This is a genomic window from Nostoc sp. KVJ3 (genome assembly GCF_026127265.1).
Taxonomy (GTDB): domain Bacteria; phylum Cyanobacteriota; class Cyanobacteriia; order Cyanobacteriales; family Nostocaceae; genus Nostoc.
Genome location: NZ_WWFG01000002.1, coordinates 2,208,555 through 2,233,550 on the forward strand (window position 1 = coordinate 2,208,555; position 24,996 = coordinate 2,233,550).

21 protein-coding genes are annotated in these 24,996 nt (G+C 41.1%); 9 read left to right on the top strand and 12 right to left on the bottom strand.

The annotated features are described in order from the left end of the window. Positions 1–113: 113 nt before the first annotated feature. Positions 114–317, bottom strand: a complete 204-nt coding sequence (locus GTQ43_RS25365) for a hypothetical protein (protein WP_265275471.1) — start codon at positions 315–317, stop codon at positions 114–116. A 316-nt stretch (positions 318–633) separates the two neighbouring features. Here GTQ43_RS25365 and GTQ43_RS25370 point away from each other — a divergent pair, with 316 nt between their 5' ends. Next, positions 634–2,571: an acetate--CoA ligase family protein gene (locus tag GTQ43_RS25370; RefSeq protein ID WP_265275472.1), complete on the top strand. Its 1,938-nt coding sequence runs from the start codon at positions 634–636 to the stop codon at positions 2,569–2,571. Between the two features lie 853 nt (positions 2,572–3,424). On the opposite strand, the gene GTQ43_RS25375 is transcribed toward GTQ43_RS25370, so the two are convergent. The 4 genes from GTQ43_RS25375 to GTQ43_RS25390 form a co-directional block, all read right to left on the bottom strand. Further along, on the bottom strand, positions 3,425–3,997 hold the full coding sequence (locus GTQ43_RS25375) for an rRNA large subunit pseudouridine synthase E (RefSeq protein WP_265275473.1): 573 nt from the start codon (positions 3,995–3,997) through the stop codon (positions 3,425–3,427). Positions 3,998–4,357: 360 nt separating this feature from the next. Next, a complete protein-coding gene (locus GTQ43_RS25380; protein WP_265275474.1) occupies positions 4,358–6,943 on the bottom strand; it encodes an adenylate/guanylate cyclase domain-containing protein in 2,586 nt (861 codons plus the stop codon). A 1,090-nt stretch (positions 6,944–8,033) separates the two neighbouring features. Further along, positions 8,034–9,164: an aldo/keto reductase gene (locus tag GTQ43_RS25385; RefSeq protein WP_265275475.1), complete on the bottom strand. Its 1,131-nt coding sequence runs from the start codon at positions 9,162–9,164 to the stop codon at positions 8,034–8,036. 96 nt (positions 9,165–9,260) lie between these two features. Continuing rightward, positions 9,261–9,758 (bottom strand): bifunctional nuclease family protein, encoded by a 498-nt coding sequence (locus GTQ43_RS25390; RefSeq protein ID WP_012406891.1) that lies wholly within the window; start codon positions 9,756–9,758, stop codon positions 9,261–9,263. Between the two features lie 340 nt (positions 9,759–10,098). Between GTQ43_RS25390 and GTQ43_RS25395 the strand changes: the two genes are divergently transcribed. Then, positions 10,099–10,779 carry a riboflavin synthase gene (locus GTQ43_RS25395; RefSeq protein ID WP_265275476.1) on the top strand — a complete coding sequence of 227 codons (681 nt, stop codon included), beginning with the start codon at positions 10,099–10,101 and terminating at the stop codon, positions 10,777–10,779. A 93-nt stretch (positions 10,780–10,872) separates the two neighbouring features. Here GTQ43_RS25395 and GTQ43_RS25400 read toward each other — a convergent pair whose 3' ends face one another. After that, entirely contained in the window at positions 10,873–12,426 is a 1,554-nt protein-coding gene (locus tag GTQ43_RS25400) for a M23 family metallopeptidase (RefSeq protein WP_265275477.1), read from the bottom strand. 90 nt (positions 12,427–12,516) lie between these two features. Beyond that, positions 12,517–13,335 carry a biotin--[acetyl-CoA-carboxylase] ligase gene (locus GTQ43_RS25405; protein WP_265275478.1) on the bottom strand — a complete coding sequence of 273 codons (819 nt, stop codon included), beginning with the start codon at positions 13,333–13,335 and terminating at the stop codon, positions 12,517–12,519. A gap of 78 nt (positions 13,336–13,413) precedes the next feature. Here GTQ43_RS25405 and pgeF point away from each other — a divergent pair, with 78 nt between their 5' ends. Continuing rightward, the gene (pgeF, locus tag GTQ43_RS25410; RefSeq protein WP_265275479.1) at positions 13,414–14,199 is read left to right on the top strand and encodes a peptidoglycan editing factor PgeF; all 786 of its coding nucleotides are present in this window, start codon (positions 13,414–13,416) and stop codon (positions 14,197–14,199) included. 4 nt (positions 14,200–14,203) lie between these two features. Here the strand turns inward: pgeF and GTQ43_RS25415 are convergent, their stop codons facing one another. Beyond that, a complete protein-coding gene (locus GTQ43_RS25415) occupies positions 14,204–14,545 on the bottom strand; it encodes a hypothetical protein (protein WP_265275480.1) in 342 nt (113 codons plus the stop codon). 131 nt (positions 14,546–14,676) lie between these two features. On the opposite strand from GTQ43_RS25415, the gene GTQ43_RS25420 reads away from it, so the two are divergent. Next, positions 14,677–16,302 (top strand): IS1634 family transposase, encoded by a 1,626-nt coding sequence (locus GTQ43_RS25420; protein WP_265272106.1) that lies wholly within the window; start codon positions 14,677–14,679, stop codon positions 16,300–16,302. Between the two features lie 149 nt (positions 16,303–16,451). Here GTQ43_RS25420 and GTQ43_RS25425 read toward each other — a convergent pair whose 3' ends face one another. Together GTQ43_RS25425 and csaB are read right to left on the bottom strand one after the other, a co-directional pair. Next, positions 16,452–16,826 (bottom strand): hypothetical protein, encoded by a 375-nt coding sequence (locus GTQ43_RS25425; RefSeq protein ID WP_265275481.1) that lies wholly within the window; start codon positions 16,824–16,826, stop codon positions 16,452–16,454. A 46-nt stretch (positions 16,827–16,872) separates the two neighbouring features. Then, positions 16,873–17,928, bottom strand: coding sequence for a polysaccharide pyruvyl transferase CsaB (csaB, locus tag GTQ43_RS25430; protein WP_265275482.1), 1,056 nt, complete (start codon positions 17,926–17,928; stop codon positions 16,873–16,875). Between the two features lie 195 nt (positions 17,929–18,123). On the opposite strand from csaB, the gene GTQ43_RS25435 reads away from it, so the two are divergent. The 3 genes from GTQ43_RS25435 (at position 18,124) to hisA (ending at position 19,649) form a co-directional block, all read left to right on the top strand. After that, entirely contained in the window at positions 18,124–18,459 is a 336-nt protein-coding gene (locus GTQ43_RS25435) for a DUF2499 domain-containing protein (protein WP_265275483.1), read from the top strand. Beyond that, positions 18,456–18,755 carry a DUF3593 domain-containing protein gene (locus GTQ43_RS25440; RefSeq protein ID WP_265275484.1) on the top strand — a complete coding sequence of 100 codons (300 nt, stop codon included), beginning with the start codon at positions 18,456–18,458 and terminating at the stop codon, positions 18,753–18,755. The genes GTQ43_RS25435 and GTQ43_RS25440 overlap by 4 nt, the downstream gene beginning before the upstream one ends. 120 nt (positions 18,756–18,875) lie before the next feature. After that, positions 18,876–19,649, top strand: coding sequence for a 1-(5-phosphoribosyl)-5-[(5-phosphoribosylamino)methylideneamino]imidazole-4-carboxamide isomerase (gene hisA / locus GTQ43_RS25445; RefSeq protein ID WP_265275485.1), 774 nt, complete (start codon positions 18,876–18,878; stop codon positions 19,647–19,649). 619 nt (positions 19,650–20,268) lie between these two features. Here the strand turns inward: hisA and GTQ43_RS25450 are convergent. Continuing rightward, complete coding sequence (locus GTQ43_RS25450; protein ID WP_265275486.1) at positions 20,269–21,348, bottom strand: hypothetical protein; 1,080 nt, start codon at positions 21,346–21,348, stop codon at positions 20,269–20,271. Positions 21,349–21,401: 53 nt separating this feature from the next. Then, positions 21,402–22,385 (bottom strand): hypothetical protein, encoded by a 984-nt coding sequence (locus tag GTQ43_RS25455; RefSeq protein WP_265275487.1) that lies wholly within the window; start codon positions 22,383–22,385, stop codon positions 21,402–21,404. 467 nt (positions 22,386–22,852) lie between these two features. Between GTQ43_RS25455 and GTQ43_RS25460 the strand changes: the two genes are divergently transcribed. Together GTQ43_RS25460 and GTQ43_RS25465 are read left to right on the top strand one after the other, a co-directional pair. Then, positions 22,853–23,605 (top strand): winged helix-turn-helix domain-containing protein, encoded by a 753-nt coding sequence (locus tag GTQ43_RS25460; protein ID WP_265275488.1) that lies wholly within the window; start codon positions 22,853–22,855, stop codon positions 23,603–23,605. Between the two features lie 53 nt (positions 23,606–23,658). Next, positions 23,659–24,978: a sensor histidine kinase gene (locus tag GTQ43_RS25465; RefSeq protein WP_265275489.1), complete on the top strand. Its 1,320-nt coding sequence runs from the start codon at positions 23,659–23,661 to the stop codon at positions 24,976–24,978. Positions 24,979–24,996 lie beyond the last annotated feature (18 nt).

Consider the following 24,996-nt stretch of genomic DNA (forward strand, 5'->3'; position numbering starts at 1 on the left):
ATAGATTTTCTAGAGGCATTGTTGACTATGTTGCTAATTGCCGATTGCAAATTTCTCGTGCAATTATTGGGACTAACTGTAGTTGAGTGCAATTACGTATCTAATGGGAAGCCTTAAGGAATGCGACTTCTGTAAAGCAAATTAGTTAAGAAAAAACGTGCTTGTTCTAGTGGCAGATGCCTGGGTTTACCTTGATAGACAATTTGATACTCGTTTATGTCTGGCCCATCACCATGCCCAGAGATCAGCTTTTGGTGAAAAGCTTCCTCAGCAAGTTCTCGAATTTCATCTCTTAGATCAGCTTGTGTGCTATTCATGCTTTGCTGTCTTTTGAATACCGCATATTTATTTATACAAGTAATGGAATAGGTATTGCACCTTTCAAAGGTTATATATTTGACTATTCATGAGGAGGAAGTAACTATTCTTTATTCTCTGCTGAAGAAGCAAGATTTAATTATGTCCTGAGATAGTTACAAATGCCTACTAACAGGGTTATTGTAGGTTCTGATTAGATCAATGGCTTTGCCATGAATATCCAAAATTAATCTGAATCAACCTACAATCAACAAGTCTGAGAAACTATAACTCAGCATTGAAATTTCAGGGTGTTTAGCCAAAGGTTTGTAATCAATGGTTCTACAAAAAAGCAGTGATTTAGTCCGCGTTAATGCTAGAAGAACGGATGTATTCGATATTTTCAACTTCAAGCATTATATTGGGCCCAACCCCTATTTAGATACAGGGGCACTAGTCTTTGATTTTGCTCTAATTGACTCTAGAGAGCCTTTGCCCATTGAAGAGTACATTGCAAGGATTGGCACAGACGTAGAGCGCCTTGTCAATGGACATCGCTATCCAAATTTGGGCAGCCAAAGCTACGATTCCCATGCCCATCTTTTTGCTCAAGTTGTGTCTGAAGTCGGAAAGCTTGATATGGATTTGCACCTTAACCGTTGGAGTGTTAAACCATATCCAGATTTCATCCGAATTAGTGTCCAATCATTACATGAACGCACAACTAGAGAGGTAGTTTATTTTGTCTGGGATTGGTTTGAAGCCATTACCCAAGACGAAGACTTTAACTTTGATGAGCAGCTAGTGAGGCTGCAAAATAAATTCCGTGCATCTGTCTATGGTGGCCCTACAGTTTACGCCCTATTGCGAACAGCCTACGAAAAAGGTATTCCCGCCTTTTATTTGTGGGAAGAAGGATTAATGCAATACGGCTTTGGAAAAAAACACGTCCGGGGAGTAGCAACAACATTTAACTGTGATAGTCATTTAGATTCGGAGTTTACTACCCGTAAAGATGACTGCAAGGCATTTTTAAAAACCTTGGGTTTCCCGGTGCCTGAAGGCGATATCGTCTTTTCTGAAAAGGAAGCCTTGGCAGCAGCAAGACAAATTGGCTACCCAGTGGCAGTTAAGCCAGTAGTAGGTCACAAAGGAATTGGTGTTACGGCTGACGTACAAGACTCCAAAGAACTGGAATCTGCTTATAATAGGGCATTAGCAGCGATTCCTGAAGATCAATTAACTCGGATAATTGTTGAGAAAAGTATTTCCGGATCGGATTTTCGGTTGTTGTGTGTCAATGGCAGATTTGTCGCCGCCACAGAACGCCGTCCAGCATCGGTTGTTGGTGATGGCTACTTAACGCTTGCAGAATTAATCCGCCTAGAGAATCGCAAACCTGCACGTTTAGACACGCCTACCTCACCCATGAGTAAAATTCAGATTGATGAAGCGATGGAACTCTACCTAGAGGAACAGCGCCTATCATTAGACAGCGTGATTGAGAAAGGACGCACTGTTTATCTGCGTAAAGTTGCCAATCTTTCCTCTGGGGGTATGAGTATCGATGCAACCAAGACAGTTCACCCTGACAATATTATTTTGGCGCAAGATATTGCCCAACACTTCCAACTGACTTGTTTAGGGATTGATGTCATTACCAAAAGTCTTGCAGAATCGTGGAAATCGAGTAACTTCGCTATTCTAGAAATCAACGCTGCACCGGGAGTTTTAATGCATCTTAAACCTTCTGAAGGTGAAAGCGTTGATGTACCTTCGCATATTCTAGAAACATTTTTTGAGTCGGGTACAGATGCTAGGATACCGATTATTACCTTTAATAAAATCTCAGTTGAGGAACTGCAAGCAACAATTGACCATATCCTTTTGCAACATCCCGACTGGACAATAGGTGCTGTTTGTCGTGATGGAGTTTTTGTGAATCGCTCGAAAAAAGTATTAAGCAAAAATTACAACAGCAATGTCCAAACTTTGCTACGTCATCCCAAACTTGATTTGCTGATTGCTGAGTATGCAGAAGAAATCTTAGATGAACAGGGGATGTTTTACCAGAATAGTAATATCGTAGTTTTGGATAATCCCACTGAAACTGAGATGATACTGGCACGGGATGTCTTTGATGGTTCTACTGTGGTGACTAAAAAAGGTAACGGTATTTCTGTCCGTCGCAAAGGTTTGATTGAAGATTATACTTTGGCTGAAGATGAACCATTTACACGGGTTTATTTGAAGGAAACTGGAACAATTTTGTGAGCTAAGTTACTGCCTGGGCGACTATAAGTCGCGGCTACATGAAACTTTACCCACCTCCGTGGGTTAAAAAGCCTTCATTTTTTATTAGTTATTGCGAGCGAAGCGTCTCTAAAAGTTGCAATTTCAGTCTTTGCGATTGCCTTGCTTCGCTTGCAATAACGTTTTAAATAGACGGGCGTAAATAAATATACAGCAGATTGCAACAGGCGTGAGCGTGAGGTACAAATGATTTTAAGGGCACAGCACTGCTAATTGGTGTCAACTTAAGAAGGTAAAGCCCAAATTTGTTGAGTGTAAGAGGTTGTTTGAAAAGTAGTATGTTGTGATTTTAATCGAATTATTACCCCCCTTAATCCCCCCGATATATTGGGGGGAAATCGGAAAATCTTGTTCCCTCCCCAATATATCGGGGAGGGTTAGGGTGGGGTAAAAAAACTTTATACATCAATTATGACTTTTCAAACATCCTCTAAGAGGATGTTTGAAAAGTTTTTTTTATACGCCTAACCCTTGGAGATCCCCTAAATCCCCCTTAAAAAGGGGGACTTTGATTCCAGTTCCCCCCTTTTTAAGGGGGGTTAGGGGGGATCAACTAGTGCCTAAAATCACACTTCACTACTTTTCAAACAACCTCTAAGCGTCAATCTCAGTTTATAATTTGATAGGAGTTAGGCATTGTACAAAACAATCATGTTGTGCATCAACGTAAATACGACGTTTCAGGTTTTTATTAATAATTAATTGATGGCAAATAGACCCACGTCGTAGGGGCAATTCATGAATTGCCCCTACGACGAATATGGTTTTTCAAATCATTTATACTTGGTCTTTTCTGTCAATGCGTAAGTCCTATTTAAATAAATTGGAGTTCAGATGTAGTTAGGTCGCGCCATTGACCCAGTTGTAGGTTATCTAATTGTAGGTGGGCTATGCTGATCCTTACCAGTCGCAAAGTCGGAAACCCTACAGCCGCAGTCATGCGCCGTACTTGGCGGTTTTTTCCCTCTGTCAAGGTCATTTCTAGCCAAGCTGTTGGCACATTTTTGCGAAATCTAATTGGCGGGTTGCGTTCAGGTAGCTGTGGCTCTTGTGGTAAAAGCTTAACTTCTGCTGGTTGAGTGCGGTAATCTTGAATTTCCACACCTGTTTGCAATCTTTTTATCGCATCTGCATCTGGAATTCGCTCTACCTGTACCCAGTAAGTACGTTTATGACCAAAACGCGGATGAGCGAGGCGATGTTGCAATTGCCCATCGTTTGTTAACAGCAGCAACCCTTCACTATCCCAGTCTAAGCGTCCTACAGGATAGACATCAGCTACATTAATATACTCTTTCAGGGTGCTATGGGTGGGAGCATCTTTTGTAAACTGGCTGAGAACGCCATAGGGTTTGTAAAAAATAATATATCGATAATGATTGGGCATTGTTATTCTTCTGTTGCTCCCTTGCTTCTATTTTCTAACGTGACTTAAACATTTTTTAGGGGAAAATAAGCGTTCAAATCAGGACTTACGTAAAATCATGAAAAAACGAACCACAAAGGACGCAAAGGACACAAATAAATAAGAGCTTCAGAGAGTTTTTGCGTAAGTCCTACAAATATGACCCCACGTTTAAGATGCGTTGGAAACTTCATAAAATTAATGATTGCAACATATTCTTGGGTCAAGTCAAGACGCGATGAATCGCGTCTCTACAAATGGTCTGTTTTGGTATTATTTTATGCGATCGCTACTATTGGAAAAAGGTTTTTTCTTATACCTAACCCACCATAAGCACGTCACCTATTTTTCTTGAAATGTCCAGACTCCTGCATCCCAATCAGAATCTGTTGGGGGTGATTGTAACCAATGCTGACAACGCAACAGATGCAACATCGCAGCTTTGTCTTGGTTATCAGCTGTCAAAACTTTGGCAAACTCGGCTCTAGCACGAGAAAACTGCCGACTGAGATAATATTCGCGTCCTTTGTGATAATGCTCAATTACTTGCAATTTTTCGCTTTCAATGGGATTGGAACGCAAACCCAGTAATTCATATATTGCTACTGGCTCATTTCTGCCCTTGACACGAATATAATCTAGTTCCCTTGCCCAAATATTATCTTCGCATGGTTTAAAAGTGTTATGGCTAATAATAATATCGCAGCCATATTGTTTACTGACACTTTCTAATCGGGAGCCAAGATTAACGCCATCGCCAATGGCGGTAAATTCCATCCGTTTACTAGAGCCAATATTCCCACTAATGACAGTATCGGAGTTGATGCCAATGCCGATTTTAATTCTGGGCTTATCATCTACATAGCGACGTTGATTAAATTCGTGCAGACGATGGCGCATTTCTAAGGATGTTTGCACTGCCATCCAAGCGTGTTCTTGCAATGGTAGGGGAGAACCAAACACAGCCATGATTGCATCGCCGATGTATTTATCAAGAGTGCCTTTATGTTTAAAGACTGCCTCCACCATTGATTCAAAATATTCATTGAGCATACTTACCACTTCTTCTGCTTCTAAGTTTTCCGTCAAAGTGGTGTAGCCGCGAATATCCGAAAATAAAATTGAAACTTCTTTGCGATCGCCTCCTAGTTTAGCATCATCCAATTTCAGCAATTCTTCGGCTAATTCCTGGGTCATGTAGCGGTACATGGTACTCTTGAGCCGCTTTTCATCACTGATGTCTTCCATCACCACCAGCGCCCCCCGCACTTGCTCTTGGTCGCTAGCATCGGCAATTGTGTTAATGGATAAATTAATACTGTGCTTTTCTGTACCAGAAGTTACGAGTGTGCGATCGGGGTAATATTGCTGGCGGTCTCTTAAGTCAACTGCATGTAAAGCATCTTGATACCACTTGCTAAAGTCACCTTCTTTGATGGCGATCGCATCAGTAACTAATTTACCTTCTAAACGGTCTTCTAATTCCAGCCCTAGCAGACGCTTGGCGCTTTCATTGGCGGCGATAATTAATCCAGCTTTATCAGTGGAAACCACTCCATTAGAAAGACTACGCAGAATATCTCGTTGCATTTGTTCTTGTTGTTTGACTGTGGCAAACAACTGAGCATTTTGCAGCGCCACTCCTGCTTGAATATTAAAGGCTTCCATGAACTCTTCATCGTTGCGGTCAAAGCTAGCTTGGAAGCAGTCGGGAGCTTTGGGCCAATCAACTGGATTATAAGCTGGAAAATCACCAGTTTTCTTTTTATTTACGAGTTGGGTAACGCCAATCAGTTGTTGATCGGCGTTGAATACTGGCATACAAAGTAAGCTACAAGTGCGATAGCCGTTTTGTTGGTCTAGTCCTTGGGCTGTCTCTGAGTCAGGATCGTCGTACAAATCAAAGGCAATATTTAGTTTCTTGCCAGAAGCCGCTACTATACCCGCAAAGCCTTTACCTACTGGAACTCGCAACTCTTTCGTTGACCCATCATCTTGAGTAATTTTCGTCCATAATTCATGGCGATCATGGTCTATTAACCATAGGGTACTGCGATCGGCATTCATCAGTTCCTTGGCTTCATCCATCACCCGCTTCAGGGTGTCTTCTAAGTCGAGACTGCTTTGAGAGAGGGACTTGATGGCCTTCATTAGCGCCGCCACTGCTCTTTGTTTTTGGGTGGCGACATAAAAAGAGCGCGAAGATTCTAAAATTAGGCGAATTGAAGGGGCAAATTCTTGAAATAATTGTTCGTCACAAGAGAGAAAACCTTTAGTATCAACGCGCTCTGCAAGGGGAGCGGCGTGATTATTGCCAGATTTTAATTTATTCAGTAATTGGACTACTGCGACTAATTGCCCATGTTCATTTAACAGTGGCAAAGCCAGCATGGTGTAGGTGCGGTAGCCAGTTCTTTTTTCTTGTTCTTGGGCAAAATGCGATCGCGGATCGTTATAAAAATCAAAAGGAATATTGATAACTTGTTTAAAAGTAGCAACTTCCCCAGCAATCCCTTTATCGGCAGGGATGCGAATTTCTAAAGAGCGATCGCCTTCCCCCTCAGCTAAAATAGACCAAAGTTCTTGTTTTTCTTCGTCCAATAAAAATATCGTTGTCCGGTCTGCCCCTAGTAATTCCCCGGTTTTTAAGGTAATCGAATGCAACATTTCTTGCAGAAGAGTTTCAAACCCCTGAGAATCCAGCATTGATAGGGTTTGATGGACAATCTGTAATTTTTGCTCAACATCCTGAACGACCTGCTTAAAAGTATCCTGAGTCAGGGGAGCAAGAAAGGTAGAAAAATTTCCTTTTCTTGTGGCCAGAGCGCCCACAGGAGCAGAATTTGTTTGTAATTCGAGGTTTTCTTGGTTGTGAACACCAATCACCAAATCGGTGGTTTCCCCATAACTTCCTTGATACACTGACATAACTGGTATTTTATATAGCAGGATGAGATTTTAGATTTAAGAATGAGATGAAATTTATGTAAGTTGTGCTAAAAGCAACAATGGCTTTGATATTATCCATAGTTTAATCGCTTGTTTAGCTAGCGTCATCCTGTGAATCAGGGTGGAAGTCAATTACCAACAAACCTATCTTGACCACAACCCCTTCCCACTGACGCATACAGATGATGAATAGAGGGTCAAACCCCTCTGATTTAATCGCTCAAACAATGTTATTCACGGCTCGTAGTGAGCAGATTCAGCCCTCTCTCCGAGATGCTACGCAAACAAAGTGTATGCACACAAACCTAACCCCCTTACAGAAGGGGAAGAGGGAAAAATTCAAAGCCTCTCTCCTCTTAGGCTACCGTGTACACACAAGTCTGAGGTAGTTGATAAATCTCGGTTTTACCCCACCCTAACCCTCCCCTTCGAAAGGTGGGAAAAATGAATCTTGCACTGTGTTTCTATCCCGCCTCGGAATGAATTCCGAGTCTCATAGCCTAAGTCAACTGAAAGTAGACTAAATAATTAATTCAGTCCACTTTCAGTGGAGTTTCGCTATCAGCCCTGAACTTCAGTTCTGGGAGGGATATGGATGGGTGTGACAGTTTCACTGGAGAGGATTTTTCGACTTGTGTTTACACCGTAGCTAATATATCGGGGAGGGTTAGGGTGGGGTAAAACCTTTGTTAGTCAGTCCGAGTTGTATGTACACCGTAGCCTTCCCTACAAGACAAGGAGTTGGGGGTTAGGTCTGTATTCCATGCAATACAGACCTCCAGAAATTAAATATGGGTTATCCATAACTCTTGTAGAGACGTAGCAGTGCTACGTCTCTACAATCATTTTTACCAGATGTCTAATTGAGAACCGCTATAGAAGTCAAAAGAGTGTCAAGTCGCTTCGCTCCAATTAAAAATTAAAAATTATTAATTAAAAATTGAGGGGATTCTCTGAAATTTTTAATTAATAATTTTGCATTTTTAATTCCCGAAGGGTGGGGGCTTGTACCCAAAATTAATTAATTAAAAATTATTATTATTATTCTTAATTTTTAATTAAAAAAAGGTCAACCCCACAATCTCCGACCTGCTTTCCCACTTAATTTTTGATGAGTATCTTTTAACAAAGCTGGGATATCTAACTTTTCTGGACACCGAGGCAAACAGTCACCGCATTCTGTACATCGGTTCCCTTTCATACCAGGAAACCAGTGACCGGCATTTTCAAGCATTCCGTAACGATATTGACCATAATCTTTCATGTTGTATGCTACTGCGAGATTACGTAATCGCAATACCTCTGGAATATTGATATTTTCTGGACAGGGCAAACAGGCATAACACTGACTACACTTATCAGTTTTCAAAGTAACTTTTTGGTGATTTTCTAACCTTTGGAAAGCAGAATTTTCTGCTGATGTTAACTCTCCATCATTATCAGCGATTTGCAAAGGTTCCCTTAATTCATCTGGGTTAGCTGGCCCGATACTCAAAGTAGTAATACGGTTGTCAGAAAGTAAAAATCGATAGTTTAGCTCTAAGGGTGAATACGGATGACACAGGTCTTTTAGGGTCTGGGGTGGCGTGTAGAGAAGTCCTCCCTTATCAGCAGGGGAAATAATGAAAATGCCCATGTCATTTTCGGCGGCTAGTTGAATCGCTGGTGCGTGCCGTTGAAAAAAATAGTAATAATGCAGATAGACAAACTCAAAAAAACCTGTGTTGATTGCTGCTTGAATTAACTCTAATGTCCCGTGAGTGGAAAAACCAACGTGTCGGACTCGACCATCAGCAACAGCTTCATTCACGGCTTGCATACAACCATTTTTGGCTTGCACCCACTCCAAATGTTGCCAAGTGTTCAAGCCATGAATACCTAAGCAATCTAAATAATCTAGCTGTAATCGTTCTAAGGATTCGTTTATGCACCGACGCATGGTGTCAGCATCGGCTGTGGCTGGAATTTTGGTAGTGATGTAAAGCTTCGTTCGGGGTACTGACAACCCAGCTTTTAACGCCCTACCAAGATACTCCTCGCTTTTGCCGTAACCTCTGGCGGTTTCTAAATGATTAATTCCTAGCACTAAGGCTTGTTCGATGGTCTGGTGAGCATTTTCAAAAGAAGCCAAGTAGCGCATTGTTCCCAGAGAAAAAACCGAGAGGTGTAGATTCGTTTTCCCAAAGCGTCGGTATTGCATCTTTAACAAAGAGTTAGGAGTTAACAGTTAACAGTTAGGAGTTGAAGCAAATAACTCATAACTCATAACTCATAACTCATAACTCATAACTTTGATTTAGCTGTCGCCATTACCAAAGCGCTTAATCAAATCTTCGGGACGGAGATTAGAAATAAATTCACGGAAGGCTTGTTGTTCGGCTTCATCTGCATCTCGATCAACAGGAATAGAAGCATCGGCAATCACTTCTTCCATTACCCATATAGGGGTATTTGTACGGAGGGCAATAGCGATCGCATCGCTAGGACGTGCGTCAATTTCTTTTTTGACTTCGCCTTGCTGGACAATTAAAGCTGCATAAAATGTATCCTTTTGCAGGGAATGAATGATCACCTTTTCTAGAGTCATATTCCAAGTCTCTAGAAGATTCACAATCAGGTCGTGAGTTAAGGGTCTGGGAGGCTTTTGATTCTCCAGTGCGCCCATAATTGCCCTAGCCTGTTCCTGACCAATATAAATTGGCAAAGCCCGCCGATCTGAAGAATCTTTCAAAAGGACGATCGGGCTGCGGGTTATGGCATCTAATGCTATGCCAGCGACTTTCATTTCAATCATTGCCTAAGCCTCTACAATGCTTTGAGAGCCTTGGATGCTGTGTAACAAATAGTACCCCTTCGTAGGCGGTTTAGCGAGAGTAATAAACATAAGCATTCGTTCTCTATAATTGCTTCTATTAAACTCCGAACTTGTGGTGAAAACCAGAGTAAGTCAAATCGGTCTTCTTAGACAATAACCTTTTTACCCAAGTATGCCTCGTGAAGGATGCTAATGTGTTAATATTCCTATGCGAAAAAAAGTCAGAAAATATACTTGGATATTCGAGATTTATGTGACAATTACCAATTGATTTCAGGCAAAAATAAGCAATAACTAGAGTTAGTTTGACAAAAAAGCCGTGTTTACAGGATTAATCCAAGCATTAGGAACGATGGAACCCTTGGGGGGCGATTCTTGGCAAATTACTTGTGTAAGCCAGTCGGGTGAAGTAATTATGCAAGATTTGGCTTATGGTGACAGTGTTGCAGTAGATGGTGTTTGCCTGACAGTAGAAAAAGTTTTAAAAGACGGGTTTATCGCCACGGCTTCACCGGAAACGCTACGCCGCACGACGTTGGGAGGTGAGCAAACACAACAGAGATATGTCAATTTAGAAGCATCTCTAAAGGTAGGTAGCAAAGTTGGCGGTCATTTTGTGATGGGTCATGTAGATGGCATTGGTAGATTGCTAGTGGCAGAACAAACGGCTAGTTCTTGGGAAATGACCTTTATTGCTTCCGTTGCGATCGCTCGGTACATTGTTCCTAAAGGTAGCATTGCGGTCAATGGCATCAGTCTCACAGTAGCCGCTTATGAGCCAGAACTTTCACAATTTAAAGTGGCGGTAATTCCTCTCACTTATGCCGAGACAAATCTTCGCTATTTGATTTCTGGCAGTTTGGTGAATCTAGAAGGAGATATTCTCGGCAAATACGTGGAAAAATTTCTTTATTCTGGCAATCCACACACCACAGCCCCTGATGAAACCAGTATGGATGGTATTACACCCGCATTCTTAGCAGAACACGGGTATTTGTAACTTAGGGATGGGGAGTAGGGAGTAGGGTATTGGGCATGGGGCATTAGTTATTTTTCCCCTGCCTCCCCTGCCTCCCCTGCTCCTCAGCTTCTTCTAGCTACCTGGTTCTTGGCTTACCTGAGCGGTTTGTAGGCTTCGCACTAACTGATTCAGGGCGAATTGTAATTGCACGCCTGGGTCAGTAGCAACCCACCCGTTGGCTGTTAAATGGCGGACTTCAAAGTGCAGGTGAGCGCCTGTTGAGTTACCAGTGCTGCCAACTAGGCCGATGACAGTTCCAGGTTGTACCCACTGACCAGGATGAACAAGGATTTCTGACATGTGACCGTAGAGAGTTTGTTCAGCAGATTTGTGATTGAGGATAACGGTTAAACCATAACCACCCATCCAATTAGCTGTTTCCACTTGACCCGCAGCAGCAGCCAAAACTGGTGTTCCCATAGGGGCACCCAAGTCTGTACCAGCATGGAAGCGGCGATCGCCTGTGATTGGATGAATTCGCCAACCAAACAAAGAAGTAATGGGAGCGGGAACAGACAATGGATACATCATTCCCGTACCACTATACGCAACTACCCCACTGTAGGGGATTTGCGGCAATACTGAGGCCAATGAGAAGTCGTAAGCGACGTTGCTGGGGCGGGGTGCAATGTTCCCATCTGCCATTGGTGGAGGTAAAGCTCCGCCACTGGGTGCGATGGGTGTTGCACTCACTGTTGTGGGACTGAACTCGCTGGGATTGGGGATAAACCGATTAGGGCGATATGCAGTCTTATTGTCACCACTAGAACCACTTTGAACAGCACCCCATCTGTTGGTGTTACCAGTAGTTGCAACTTGCCGCACGGGTGGAACTATAGGTAATTGGGCGTTTTGACTTCTTCTCAGCCAAGTGGGTGTCGATCTAGTATTATTAGCTACATTGCTTTGGGGTGTTTTGGCGCAAACACCGCCTAATACACTTTGCCCAGAAGGTAAAGTGGCTTTACAACCACTGGAGCGTTCTGTGAGGATTACGGAATTTGGTGCTTGATAAGTACCTGTAGCACCACTGTCATAACTATTAGGATCGATATAGGCGTTATTATAATCCTTGGTTTTCCCCGTCGTTGCGCTGACAGTGCTGTTCGAGTTATTTGCTGGTTGAGTAACTTCTGGAAGTTTCTCTGGTAAAGAGCGAGCAGGGGTATTGGGGTTTTCCTGTCTCACCCTTGGAGGAGTAACTTGGGAGGCTTCTACCTTGAGCTTTTGTCTGATAAGAATAACAGCTTGGGCAGCTTCGATTTTGGGCGTAGACTGCCTAACTGGTTCTTTTGATTGAGCAACCTCTGGCTTCTTGCGTAATCTCTGGCTGAGTCTGGCTCGCCGTTGGGAAAATTCCGGTGGCGCTGGCGTTGCTTCGGGAACAACAGCCTGTTTTTTACCTGGGTTTGTAACTGCTGTTGGCTGGGAAGTTTCAACAGTAGGAACAATGTTGTCTATTTGTGTTTCCGTTTGGGCAAACACGAAGCCGCCGCTTAGGAGGCTAACGCTACTCAGCCAGCAGAGGCTCTGAGCGGGTAGCGTTGAAGCAAAACGTTTTTTTGTTAGACCTTTCTGCCATAAGTAATGTAAACGATGATGGGCAGAATTATTGCGCTGCGTCATTTGTTCTCTCAGTTGTGTGTAATTAGCCTAAAGAGATGATGCTAGTGGTTTGTCTTGCCCAAAGAGCGAAATTTTGAACAAACCTCAAATTTAAATGGAAGATTTATGGTACCCCAAACTGATTGTACCGGGTTGAATATAAATTTCCGGTGTAATTAGTTCCTTTGTATCATGTGTTTCTAAATCAACTCGTAAATTTCCTTGAGAAGTTACTCCAACTACTTTACCTGAAAGATTATTGACGTACACGCGATCGCCCATGTTTGTAAGCAAATCTAGATAGCGAGACAAGAGTATGCTTATTCCTTCTTGGAAAAGGCACTCTATACCGGATTCTATTCCCAGTAAGACTTTAGAGGTGAGCATTTCCAGACAAGAAATTGGTCTGACATCTTGCAAAGCTTGCCACGATTCCAGATTGATTCCAGTTTCGGGTACTGGGTTTGTCCAATTAATACCAACACCAATTATTGCTTGAGTGATTTGTCCTTTGTTTACTTTGGTTTCTGTCAAAATGCCGCCAAGTTTGCGACCATTTAAAACTAAATCGTTTGGCCATTTGATCCCAACATCTATACCGCACTGGCGCAATTGAGACGCAATTCCCCAAGCTGTAGCGAAAGTTAGCTGGTAGCTGTCAGTAGCCTCTATTTTTTGGTCAAAAGAAATCGCAACGGAAAGATATAATCCCCCAACTGGAGAAATCCACTCGCGTCCCCATTGTCCGCGCCCAGCAGATTGGACAGTTGCGATGACTACTGTTCCTGAAATAGCCCCTTGGTTGAGTAAGTTCCAGAGGGTTTGGTTTGTTGAAGAGACGCTTTCAAAAAAGTGGAGGGAAAATGGTAAGTATGTATCTTTACGCCCTGCTTGCAAGGCTGTTTCCAAGTTTTGCAGATTAAATCCCACAGCAGTTAACCCAAATTCCGTTGTTCAAGTTAGCATTGATTGGCTGATGAGTGATTTTGTGTTTAGGTTTGGTTGAAGATGCACACTTGGCACTGGCGCAATTGGGAAGGACTGCCTTATCTAACTTGTAGTATTCTGGAACATTGGCATCACGGCTTCTTTACCCAGCAGTTTTGGCCGCGATCGCCACAAGTTATCACAGAAGTATTGCAACCAGAGGCATCAGTCTATCGCTTAAAGCAGGTTCATGGCAATACTGTTCTCACCCCTCAAGAAGTTGAGAGCTTCTTAAGCTCTGCTGAGGAGGATTTAGCATCGGCGGATGGTTTAATTAGCGAACAGCCTCTCCAAGCTGTCTGGGTAGCTAGCGCCGATTGTACACCCGTGCTGATTGGGGATGTGAAAACTGGACAAGTAGCAGCATTACACGCTGGTTGGCGGGGGACTGCTCAAAAAATTGTGCCCCAAGCGATCGCTCGGCTACAATCTCAAGGCAGCAAACTCGATGATTTACGCATTGCGATGGGCCCAGCGATCGCTGGTGAGGTCTACCAAGTCTCTATGGAAGTGGCTGCCGAAATCGGGGCTAGTATTATACCACATGAAGACGAACAAAAAATTTTAACTGCATTGCATGAGTTACCTAATTCGCCGTTGCTGCAAGATCCCGATCCTGGAAAGGTAAGGTTGGATGTCCGGCGAGTCAATACCTTACAACTGGAAAACATGGGGATTAGTACAGAACAAATTGCGATCGCACCTTATTGTACTTTCCAAACTCCAGAGCATTTCTTTTCTTACCGCCGGGAGAAAGAGAAAAAAGTTCAATGGTCAGGGATTGTTAGCGGTAAAACGAATCAGTAGTTTATCAGAAGTCGTACAACAGTGAATGAAAACCCGATCTCCAACCTCTTTCCCAACGCTCATCACCTAGAAAGTGTTTAACACAGACTACTTGGCTTTGTAAGGCTCTTTCCCTGCATCCATCACACAGACAGAGTTGTTCAGACAAACCATATTTAAGCTGTAAAGCATTAATCTCTGCTATTAAAGCATCTTGTACTTCTTGCGGCGGAGTCTGACGTGCAGCAATAAGCTGTTTCCTAAAAACTGGATCTTGGTTTTGTGAACACCAATTCACCCAGAAAGCAATATCTGAATCTAGCTCAATACTTTTGTTTCTTGTCACTAACTTATTTAAAGCCCACATTCCGCACTTCAAAAGTAGCATAAAGTAATACAGAGTTATCCTTGGATATACCTGAGTAAAAATACTTAGAAGCTTCTAATCGAAAAAGTGAGACAATCAAAAAAATCTAAAATATTTTAGAGGTAGAAAAATTGTCTCCAACCTCAGAAACAAAAATTAAAAATATAGATCACTTAGGAATAGTAGCTGGACTAATTGATGAAATAGGAATAGTTGACATAATCAACTCCAAATTAGGAATAGATGTTCGGGAAAAAATTTCATCAGGAATATTAGTAAAAGCTATTCTGCTCAATGGATTAGGATTTGTATCAAGACCTTTATATTTATTTAGTCAATTTTTTGAAGACAAAGGAATCGAATTATTATTGGCAGAAGGAATAAAAAGCGATTATGTGAATGATGATAAACTGGGAAGAGTTATGGATAAATTGTATAAATATGGATTGAATAACCTATTTATAGAAATTGTCTTATCTGTGATTAATAAATTCAAGATAGAAACAAAATATTCTCATTTAGATGCGACATCATTTCATCTGCATGGGGAATATAAAAATGAATATAATCAAGAGAAAGAGTTAGAAATAATCAAACAAAAACCAATAATTATCACCAAAGGATATTCGCGCGACCATAGAGCAGACTTGAAACAATGTGTATTAGATTTAATAACAAGTAGTGATGGAGATATACCATTATTAATGAGAGCAGGAGATGGAAATGAAGCAGACAAAGCCGTGTTTGGAAAAATATTAGGAGAGTTTAAAAAGCAAATAAACTTTGATAGTATCATGGTCTGTGATAGTGCATTGTATAGTCAAGAAAATCTCCAATTAATCGAACATCTAAAATGGATAAGTAGAGTACCGATGACAATCAAAAGAGCAAAGGAATTAGTTCATTCGGTAGAGATAGAAGAGATAAATTCCGAAGAAAGTGCAAAAAGAGCAGCCTTGAATTTAGACGGATACAAGTGGAAATCGGAAATAGTAAATTATGGTGGCATCAAACAAAATTGGCTAATAGTAGAAAGTCAAAAAAGACAAGAAAGTGATTTGAAGAAGTTAGAAAAAAAGATGAAAACCGAAAAAATCAAAGTTGAAAAGCTGCTCAAGGAAATAAACAAAGAAGATTTTGAAAGTCCAGAACAAGCTCGATATAAACTAAAAAGCGTAAACAAAAAATTGAACCTCTTTGAAATTAAAGAAGTTAAGGTTATTCAAAGTAAATCAAAAGGTAATAAGACTATTTACAAAATAGAAGGAGTGGAGCATCAAAAGCCAGAAGAGATAGAAAGAATCAGAAAAGAAGCGGGAAGATTTATTTTAGCGACAAACTTAGTTGACGATGATAAGTTAAAACCAGAAGAAATTTTGACAAATTACAAAAATCAACAGTCTTGTGAAAGAGGGTTCAGATTTCTAAAAGACCCTTTGTTTTTTGCCGATAGTTTATTTGTAGAAAACCCTGAAAGAATCGAGACGATGTTATTTTTAATGTCTTTGTGCTTGTTAGTTTATAATCTTGGACAAAGGGAACTGAGAAATAGCTTAAAAAGAATCAAAATCGGAATCAAAAATCAACTAGGTAAGTTAACGATTTCTCCGACATTAAGATGGGTGTTTCAATGTTTTCAAGGAATTCATCTTTTGACTTTAAATGGTGTTAACCAAATTGTTAATTTAACATTAGAACGTAATTTTATTTTGAATTGTCTGCCATCATCTTGTCTAAAATATTATCTGCTTTCTTAAAGTGAACAACTTTTGGAAAATGAAGAAAAATTTATCAACATCGAAGAAACAGTAATTGCTCTTCAAATTTTTAGTGCTTACATAACCATCAAATACATTGTGTTTGATGATTTATTTTCATGCTGTAGATTCGTTCAGCACTACGAATCTTAATCATCCTGATTTTTTTGCTTTTCTCTTGACGTAATCTCTTTGTACTTCAAGTTGAAGTGCGGAATGTGGGTTAAAGCATCTGCTAGAAATTCTTCAGGAAGCGCAACTCTATGCACTTCCACATAGTGAACCAAGCCTTCAGGCCATATCCAGTAACCATCAGTTAATTCTGAACTTCCCATGAATGCTTTAGCACATCCATGCATAAACCTACACCACGATAATCCACGATATTGTGCGTATAGCTTTCCTGCACAAAGGTAAGCAACCACCCGTTTGGCAATATCTGGTGCTAGTTTTCCCGCAACCTCTTGCGGTGCCAGAAATTGATCGTCATCAAGGTTCTTAATCCAATAACCGATCGTAGGCATAATTCGTTTACCTCTGACCTACCCTTTATAAATCCACACGCCTTAGTTAGGGTACAGAAACTAAGGCTTCACTCAAAACATCACGATGGATTAATGCACCATCCACCAAAGATTGGATTTTCTCTGATGATAAGGGATCGCCATTAGCATAATGCTCCATCCAAGTCAAACTAATCAAATTGGGATCATCGGGTAAACTTGCTAAATCCCATCCAGGCATTTCCAAGTCTTCCATAAGACGATTTACTTTGGGATCATAACTGAGAGCAAAGCAGCGACAACCTTCAGATGCAGCCATAATTAAGCTGTGTAGGCGCATCCCAATTGCCATTTCTACGCCGCGAAACACACCTTTCAAAAGTTGCGGATCTGACAAACACAAAATCTGGCTGACATCTTTAAGGTGTGGTTGAATGGCTTCGGCAATACTTAAATCTTCACTTTTTTGAAACGGTAGTAGTAAAATAAAAGCCTGTGTAGCTTTTTGAAAGTCAACCAAAGCACGAGTCAAATTTGCCAGACGTGTTTCTGTAAGTTGGGGATGCGATCGCAAAGTTACTGCAACTCTCGGCGCAGGTAAATCCCAAAGTCCTGGTACTGGTTTAGATTCCAACGCCCAAACGGGGTCAGGAGCTATGATACAAGGGATTTGCCAATCAGATAATAAAGCAGCACTGGCGCGATCGCGGACACTAATTTTGGTACAATTACCAAAGGTCTGCCGCGCTAACCAACGAGTTTGCGGACGTACCAACGGGCCAATACCTTGCGCCCAAGCAATAGTTTTTAAACCCATTTTCTGCGCTAATGCCATCAGTCCCCCATAATAAAATGGGCTGATAGTACTGGTGACATCTTGAATGAGACTCCCACCGCCCCAAATCAAAGCATCGCCGGAACGTAAAGCTTGCAGTACAGGTAAGGGAGCCATGCGATCGCAAGTTTCAACATTATAGCGATCGCGTGTTTCCTCTGGATTACCCGAAAGTACCACAGGCGTTACGTGAGATGGTAACATTTGCAAAAGCGTTGCTAACAAAGCTTCGTCACCACCATTACCTTTACCGTAATACCCAGACAATAACGCCCGTATCTTGACCATTTTAGATTTTGGATTAACAACTTTTTTTATACAGAATATCTGTCGTTGATACAGATAGTAGAATGATTCACAAATTCTATTTTCAAACTTCGTAATAGCGAAAGATATAAAAGACAGACGCGATTAATCGCGTCTCTACTCCTAATTCTTGTACAGACGTGATTAATCACGTCTCTCCTAATTCCCAATTTTCTTATGCATTCCCTTTCAATTCCTACCTGGATTATTCATATTTCTAGCGTTATTGAGTGGATTGTCGCCATTTGGTTAATCTGGACTTACGGCGAACTTACTAATAACCGCAATTGGTGGGGATTGTCCCTGGCCATGTTACCAGCTTTAGTTAGCGCTATGTGTGCTTGTACCTGGCATTATTTCGACAACGCCGAATCTCTGGAATGGCTGGTAACACTTCAAGCTACCATGACTTTAGTTGGTAATTTTACGCTTTGGGCAGCAGCGTTTTTGATTTGGCGTTCTACCAAATCTGTTAACACTGGAGAAACAAAACCTATTAAATCAGAGCAATGATTTCTAAAGAAACCCTGTTTGCACTTTCACTGTTTCCCTATTTGGGTTTCTTGTGGTTTATCAGCCGTAGTCCGCAAATGCCGCGTTTGGCGCTGTATGGATTTTACGGTACTCTCGTCTTTGTTGCCATCACCATCCCAGCCGGAATCTACGCCCAATTGCATTATGGCGAGTCTTTGGCCAATGTAGATTGGTTGCACGGTGGTGCAGAAGTATTTTTGACCCTTTCTAACATCTTGCTGGTGCTGGGTTTTGGGGAAGCTGTAAGGCAATTAAAAATGGAAAATAGGGAGTAGGGAGTGGGGGATGAGGGAGAATAACTCTTAACTCCAAATTCCTGACTCGTGACTCAGCACTTTCGTGGAAACTAGGATTTTTGCAAGATGTCTACTGTATTGAGTATGAGGAAGAAGTAAATGGATGTAATTCCTGCAATAGATTTATTAGAAGGTCGCTGTGTGCGACTGTATCAGGGAGACTACGATCGCTCGCAAGTTTTTAGCGAAAATCCTGTTGATGTTGCCAAACAGTGGGTAGATCAAGGTGCGACGAGATTGCATATAGTTGATTTAGATGGTGCTAAAGCGGGTAAAGTAGTAAATCTGGCAGCAATTGAAGCGATCGCTCATGCGGTGTCAGTGCCCATTGAAATTGGTGGAGGGTTGCGCGATCGCACCAGCGTGCAACAATTATTTAATTTGGGCGTACAGTGGGCAATTCTCGGAACTATTGCCGTAGAAGAACCACAGCTAGTCCAACAACTGTGTGAAGAGTTTCCTGGACAGATTATTATTGGCATTGATGCCCGTAACGGTCGAGTAGCAACTCGCGGATGGTTAGAAACCTCAGAAGTTTTAGCAACTCAACTAGCTGTACAAATGCAAGAATTGGGTGCAGCCGCCATCATTTATACAGATATCCACCGTGATGGTACTCTCATCGGCCCTAATTTAGAAGCTTTGCGAGAACTTGCAGCAGTAATTTCTATCCCGATAATTGCCTCTGGTGGGGTAAGTTCTCTCACCGATTTATTGAGTTTGTTGGCGTTAGAACCTCAAGGCGTAACTGGTGTGATTGTCGGACGTGCCTTGTATACTGGGGATATTTTACTCCCAGAAGCATTACGAGCGATCGGGCCTGGGCGGATTCAGGATATTCCAACCGATCTAGGTTCTTCTAGTTTTGCTTAATAAGTAAGTCGGCGTGAAAATTTAAACGTATGTCATTGCGAATGTAACGAAGTGGAATGAAGCATAAGTCCTTCGGACACGCTTCGCGAATGCAAAGGTCTTATGGTTTTTACATTCTGTTACCTGGTTAGGTTTATTTGTAGCGACTTATTTATTCTGTTTTGTGATTGATAGCACAATACAGTTCATAGAAGACCAAAACACTTGTAGAGACGGCGATTTATTGCATCTCGAAAACACAAAATTTTTACCAGCAGCCCTTAACTGAACCGTCTTGATTTCTATCCCATAAAACTGAAAGTTCCTACATTGATAGCATTATTTACTAACTTTTTTGAGGCAACCTGAAATTTTCTGTGATATATTTCAGTAATCTACAATACCCGTGATGTAGATAATATTGTCCTAGATTTTCAAATTTAATATTATGTCTAGTCAAGAACAAGATTCCAACAAAGCATTGAATCAAACACAGACTACTGGAACAAAGAAGAAACTACAACCTCCCCCAGACATCAAAAAACCAAAGAAAACCGAATAAAAAGCGTTATAGCTTGTTGTAGAGACTTAATCTAAATATTAAGTCTTTACAACAAACTTCCATCAACAATAAATCAGCTTATTTATTTTTCGCTTGAGTCTTTGCCTGTTCTAAAGCGATTTCTTTGATTGCCTGATAGGAATTAACATTTGAAGTACCTTCAATAGCTTTAACAGCCAAATCTTGAACTTGTTTGAGAGCAGATTCAAGTTGTTTAGAAAGATTTTGAATCCGCGCCTCTTGATTAGTAATAGTTTGTTCTAGAGATTGTAATCTCTGTTCATAGAAACGCTTTTGTCCTTCCACTTCCTTAGAATATAAATCTGATTTTACTTTCGCTTGGTAGTGAGCAATACCTTTACCTTCTTCTGTAGCTTTTTTGATAGCTGCTTCTTTATCTTTAGGGAAAGCCTCTACCTTGGCTTTTAATTCTTCAAATTGTTTCTCTCTCTCAGAAATCGCTTTCTCCCGTTCAAACCATTGTTTTTCTGTTTCTTGAAGTAACTCTTCCAGTTGCTTATATAGTGCTTTCTGCTGTTGTTCGTATTCGTCACTTTCCAGTTGCCTCTGGAGTTCTAAATTATACTTATACTCTGATGCATCGCGTTGCCGAGTTTTATGCAAATTTTCATTCCGTTCTTTTATGCCCCGTTGCTGTTCCTCCTGTTCCTTATCCCAAGTATTCCTTTGTTCTAATATCTCTTGGAATAACACTTCAGAACGTTGGCTATATTCTTCCTGATAAGCTTTAGTATTATCTTCATAAGCTTGGATGAGAGTATCCAAGATATCATCAGAAATTTCTAAATTGTGTAGTTGTGTTAATTGTTGGATTTCTTCTTCTAAATTCCGCCTTATTTCTTCTAACTTAGAGGCTTTTGTGGTTAGCTGTTCTGATAATTCATTAGCAGCACTGCCAAAACCTAATTGAATCTTCGCCAAGCTTTCAATTGTATTATTCATCTTTTGTTGGACACTAGAAAGCTGATTCATAGATGTTTTTTGTTCTAACTTAGGCTGTTCTTTAGTTCCAGACTGGTTTCCTTTGGCAACTTTTTCAAGTTCCGAATTCAGCGCTGCTTTTTCTTTAGCTAACTCCTCATACGCCTGAAGAATTTCTACCTTAGTATTCTTATCAGTCGGCTTTTTCACCACCACAACAAACCTCCTCTTCAGGAATTTAAAATGATTAAGATGCTATCAACTCACAACTATTTAGGATTAGAACTACCAAAAGCCCTCATAGCTAAGTCTTGCGCTTGTTTTAATGCAGTTTGCAATTGAGCAGAAATCCCGTCTATTTGCTCAGACTGTTTCTTAATTGTTTCTTCCAGAGATTGAATTTTCTGCTCATAACTCTGTTTGTTAGATTCCCATTCTCTATCAAATAAATCAGCCTCAATTTTAGCTTTTTGGCTTGTTTCTTTAATTGCTTCTTCTCTAGCTTTCTTAACTGCTTCTTCCAGTTCGCTAGGAAATGTAGTTACCCTTTGTTCATAATCTGCAAACAGTGGTTGGCGTTCAGCGAATATCTTTTCTCGTTGTGCCCAATCTTTCTGTTTATTTTGAGAATTTTCTTGTATTTCTCTTTGTTGTTGGCGCTTTATCGCTTCGTAGCTATCTGTATTGAGTTTACGAGTAGTTTCTAACTTATATTGAGATTCTTCTTGTTCTTGTTCGCGATCTTTGGCTAATAAATCGTTATATGCTTGGAGTTTTTCTTCATACTCGGCTTGCTCTTTTTGCCATTCTTTCCGCCTGATTGTAATTTCTTTTTCTAGTGCTTCCCTTTTACTGATAGTATCTTGTTCTAGGGTTTTTAATTTTTCTTGGTGTTCTTGACTTAAAATGTCTAGAGTATCTGCTACAATCCTGATTTGTTGAAGCTCTTCTAAGCGTTGAGTTTCAATTTCTATAGCTCGGTTCAATTCATCTAACTTAGAATTTTCCTGAGCTAGTTTTTCAGATAATCCGTTGAGAATACTGCCAAACTCCAATTGTAAATCAGCTAAACCTTTGACAATACTATCAACGGTATATGCAGAAGCTGCTTGCAAAATTTCTTGACTTTTTGCCTTTTCTGCTTCCTCTTGTTTGGTTGCTATTTTAGATTCCAGCTTTTTTCTTTGGATAATAATTTGTTGAAATGCTTGCATTAGTTGTTGTTTGCTGTCCTTGACTCCAACTGTAGTCATCTTTCAACTCCCTTCAATAGGCAAATGATTTTTTTGGGTAGCAAGCCATACCAAGGACTACCCTATGCAGACATCAGAGTAGCCTTTGAATCAATATTTTTAACGCAGTGGAAATACTGAAATGATCGATATAGGATACTTAAGTGGTACGAATTTTCCACAGATATATCCTTCTATTTTTCAGATATAGTTTTCCCTTTGGGACTTGATAGTACTTTTGTACTAAAATAAATATACCTAACCTTATCTCTTCTTGTCAAGATAATGCTTCATATAATTACGCCAGACAACAAAGTATTAAAAGCTGCCATTCATCATAATTTAGAAGGGTGCTGTCGGATATGTTACTTTTTGTAAAGAAAATCTAAAAGAATTAACCTTAGCAGAAGCACAGTTGCACTAAGGCGAGATAATGAATTGAATCATGCTAATTGATACAAGCACAGTCCTAGACTTTTGTGATATCAATGTACACAACCGAATCAACCAAATACCCTGCTAGAACGGATATTGGACAAACCAGCCGCATTCTAGTAGTAGAAGATGAAGAATTAATCCAGGAAATGCTAGCTGTAGCTTTGGAAGAGGAAGGTTACGGGGTGATAACTGCACCCGATGGGCGGTCTGCCATAGAGTATCTCAAAAGTTTTGAAACCAACTCCGGGGAAGTTCCCTTTGATTTGGTCATTCTTGATTTGATGTTGCCACAAATCAATGGGCTAGATATTTGCCGTTTGCTGCGTCATCAAGGAAACCCAGTACCTATTTTAATGCTCAGTGCTAAGGGTAGTGAAACTGACCGCGTTCTGGGGTTAGAGGTGGGAGCAGATGACTACCTGACCAAACCTTTTAGTATGCGTGAGTTAGTGGCTCGTTGTCGCGCTTTACTCCGCCGCCAACGCCTAAGTAATTTACCACAACTACCAGTATTAAAATTCAAGGATGTCACCTTGAATCCTCAAGAATGCCGAGTACTGGTTCGTGGTCTAGAGGTGAGTCTTTCCCCTAAAGAGTTCCGCTTGCTGGAATTGTTTATGAGTTACGCCCGGAGGGTATGGTCACGGGAACAATTGCTAGACCAGGTTTGGGGGCCAGATTTCGTTGGTGATAGTAAAACCGTAGATGTCCATATTCGGTGGTTGCGGGAAAAATTAGAGCAAGACCCCAGTCATCCCGAATATATTGTGACTGTACGAGGTTTTGGCTATAGGTTTGGATAATTAGTTTAGATAGTTGTTAGTTTTTAGTAGTCACCAAAAAACTAACAACTCAAATGCTTTTATTGGGATTTTCTCTGGGTTTAGCGGTAGGCATTGGGTTTTGGGTTTGGCAACAGGTTCAACTTAACCGCTACCTGGGGCGCTTACTCCGACCGTTAACCTCGCATTCTGACAAGATGGGACTGCTGGTGCTTCCTGGGTTACGGCAGGAAATAGCGATGGTGAAGCAGGAACGGCAAGATTTGCAGCAGTCATTGCAAACTTACCAAGACTTGCTAGATTTTGCACCAGTGGGATATTTACAGGTAGATGAGGAAAATCAACTGCTGTGGTGCAATCGTCAAGCGCAGGAAATTTTGTATCTGCAAAGGTGGCAACCAAAACAGGTGCGCTTGTTATTAGAGTTGGTAAGGTCTTACGAACTTGACCATTTAATTGAGCAAACTCGCGATCGCCAAAAACCACAGATGGGAGAATGGATATTTCATCCATCTTGTGACGATGCGGCAGAGATGCAAACAATAAAATCTCTGGCTTTGCGGGCATCTAGTTTACCTTTACCCAATGGACAAGTAGGAGTATTTTTAGAAAATCGTCAACCCCTATTAGATATAAATCAAGTCCGCGATCGCTCTTTTTCTGATTTAGCCCACGAACTCAGAACCCCCTTAACTTCCATTCGCTTGGTTGTAGAAACTTTACAAATCCGCTTGGAACCACCTTTAAATCGTTGGGTTAACCGTTTAATGCAAGAAGTCGATCGGCTGATTAACTTAGTGCAAAGCTGGTTAGACCTAACCCAAATGGAAGCAAACCCAACCATGCAATTGCAAACCAAGGCTGTAGAATTGCGATCGCTAATTACGTCTGTTTGGGAAACACTAGAACCCATAGCACAGCGCCAACATCTATCTCTTTCTTATTCTGGGCCAGAAAATCTCTGGATTAAGGCAGATCAAGCCCGGATTTTCCAAGTTTTTCTCAACTTGCTGGACAACAGTATTAAATACAGTCGCCCTTCTACAAGTATTTACGTTGAAGCAAAAATTTTGTCAGCCGAAGATAATAATAGCGCTTCCCCAATTTTGGAAATAAATCTTATTGATTCTGGAGTCGGGTTTTCTGAGGCAGATTTACCCCACGTTTTTGAGCGATTTTATCGAGGAGATAAGGCGCGAACCCATTCCTCACAAGATGGTAACTCTATAGGCGCGATCGTTGGTAATGGCTTAGGATTAGCGATCGTTGAGCAAATTCTCATCTCTCACGGTGGTTCAATCAAAGCTATGAACCATCCAGAAACCGGTGGTGCGTGGATGCAACTTCAATTTCGTGAAGTTATGGCGAACTCCTTAAGCCAAGACTATAGTTAGTAATATCTTCACGTTTGA

Excerpts from the sequence above, each read along its gene's own strand:
- GTQ43_RS25365 (WP_265275471.1), bottom strand. The coding sequence starts at position 317 with ATGAATAGCACACAAGCTGATCTAAGAGATGAAATTCGAGAACTTGCT.
- GTQ43_RS25370 (WP_265275472.1), top strand. The coding sequence starts at position 634 with ATGGTTCTACAAAAAAGCAGTGATTTAGTCCGCGTTAATGCTAGAAGA.
- GTQ43_RS25375 (WP_265275473.1), bottom strand. The coding sequence starts at position 3,997 with ATGCCCAATCATTATCGATATATTATTTTTTACAAACCCTATGGCGTT.
- GTQ43_RS25380 (WP_265275474.1), bottom strand. The coding sequence starts at position 6,943 with ATGTCAGTGTATCAAGGAAGTTATGGGGAAACCACCGATTTGGTGATT.
- GTQ43_RS25385 (WP_265275475.1), bottom strand. The coding sequence starts at position 9,164 with ATGCAATACCGACGCTTTGGGAAAACGAATCTACACCTCTCGGTTTTT.
- GTQ43_RS25390 (WP_012406891.1), bottom strand. The coding sequence starts at position 9,758 with ATGATTGAAATGAAAGTCGCTGGCATAGCATTAGATGCCATAACCCGC.
- GTQ43_RS25400 (WP_265275477.1), bottom strand. The coding sequence starts at position 12,426 with ATGACGCAGCGCAATAATTCTGCCCATCATCGTTTACATTACTTATGG.
- pgeF (WP_265275479.1), top strand. The coding sequence starts at position 13,414 with ATGCACACTTGGCACTGGCGCAATTGGGAAGGACTGCCTTATCTAACT.
- GTQ43_RS25415 (WP_265275480.1), bottom strand. The coding sequence starts at position 14,545 with ATGTGGGCTTTAAATAAGTTAGTGACAAGAAACAAAAGTATTGAGCTA.
- GTQ43_RS25425 (WP_265275481.1), bottom strand. The coding sequence starts at position 16,826 with ATGCCTACGATCGGTTATTGGATTAAGAACCTTGATGACGATCAATTT.
- csaB (WP_265275482.1), bottom strand. The coding sequence starts at position 17,928 with ATGGTCAAGATACGGGCGTTATTGTCTGGGTATTACGGTAAAGGTAAT.
- GTQ43_RS25435 (WP_265275483.1), top strand. The coding sequence starts at position 18,124 with ATGCATTCCCTTTCAATTCCTACCTGGATTATTCATATTTCTAGCGTT.
- GTQ43_RS25440 (WP_265275484.1), top strand. The coding sequence starts at position 18,456 with ATGATTTCTAAAGAAACCCTGTTTGCACTTTCACTGTTTCCCTATTTG.
- hisA (WP_265275485.1), top strand. The coding sequence starts at position 18,876 with ATGGATGTAATTCCTGCAATAGATTTATTAGAAGGTCGCTGTGTGCGA.
- GTQ43_RS25455 (WP_265275487.1), bottom strand. The coding sequence starts at position 22,385 with ATGACTACAGTTGGAGTCAAGGACAGCAAACAACAACTAATGCAAGCA.
- GTQ43_RS25460 (WP_265275488.1), top strand. The coding sequence starts at position 22,853 with ATGTACACAACCGAATCAACCAAATACCCTGCTAGAACGGATATTGGA.
- GTQ43_RS25465 (WP_265275489.1), top strand. The coding sequence starts at position 23,659 with ATGCTTTTATTGGGATTTTCTCTGGGTTTAGCGGTAGGCATTGGGTTT.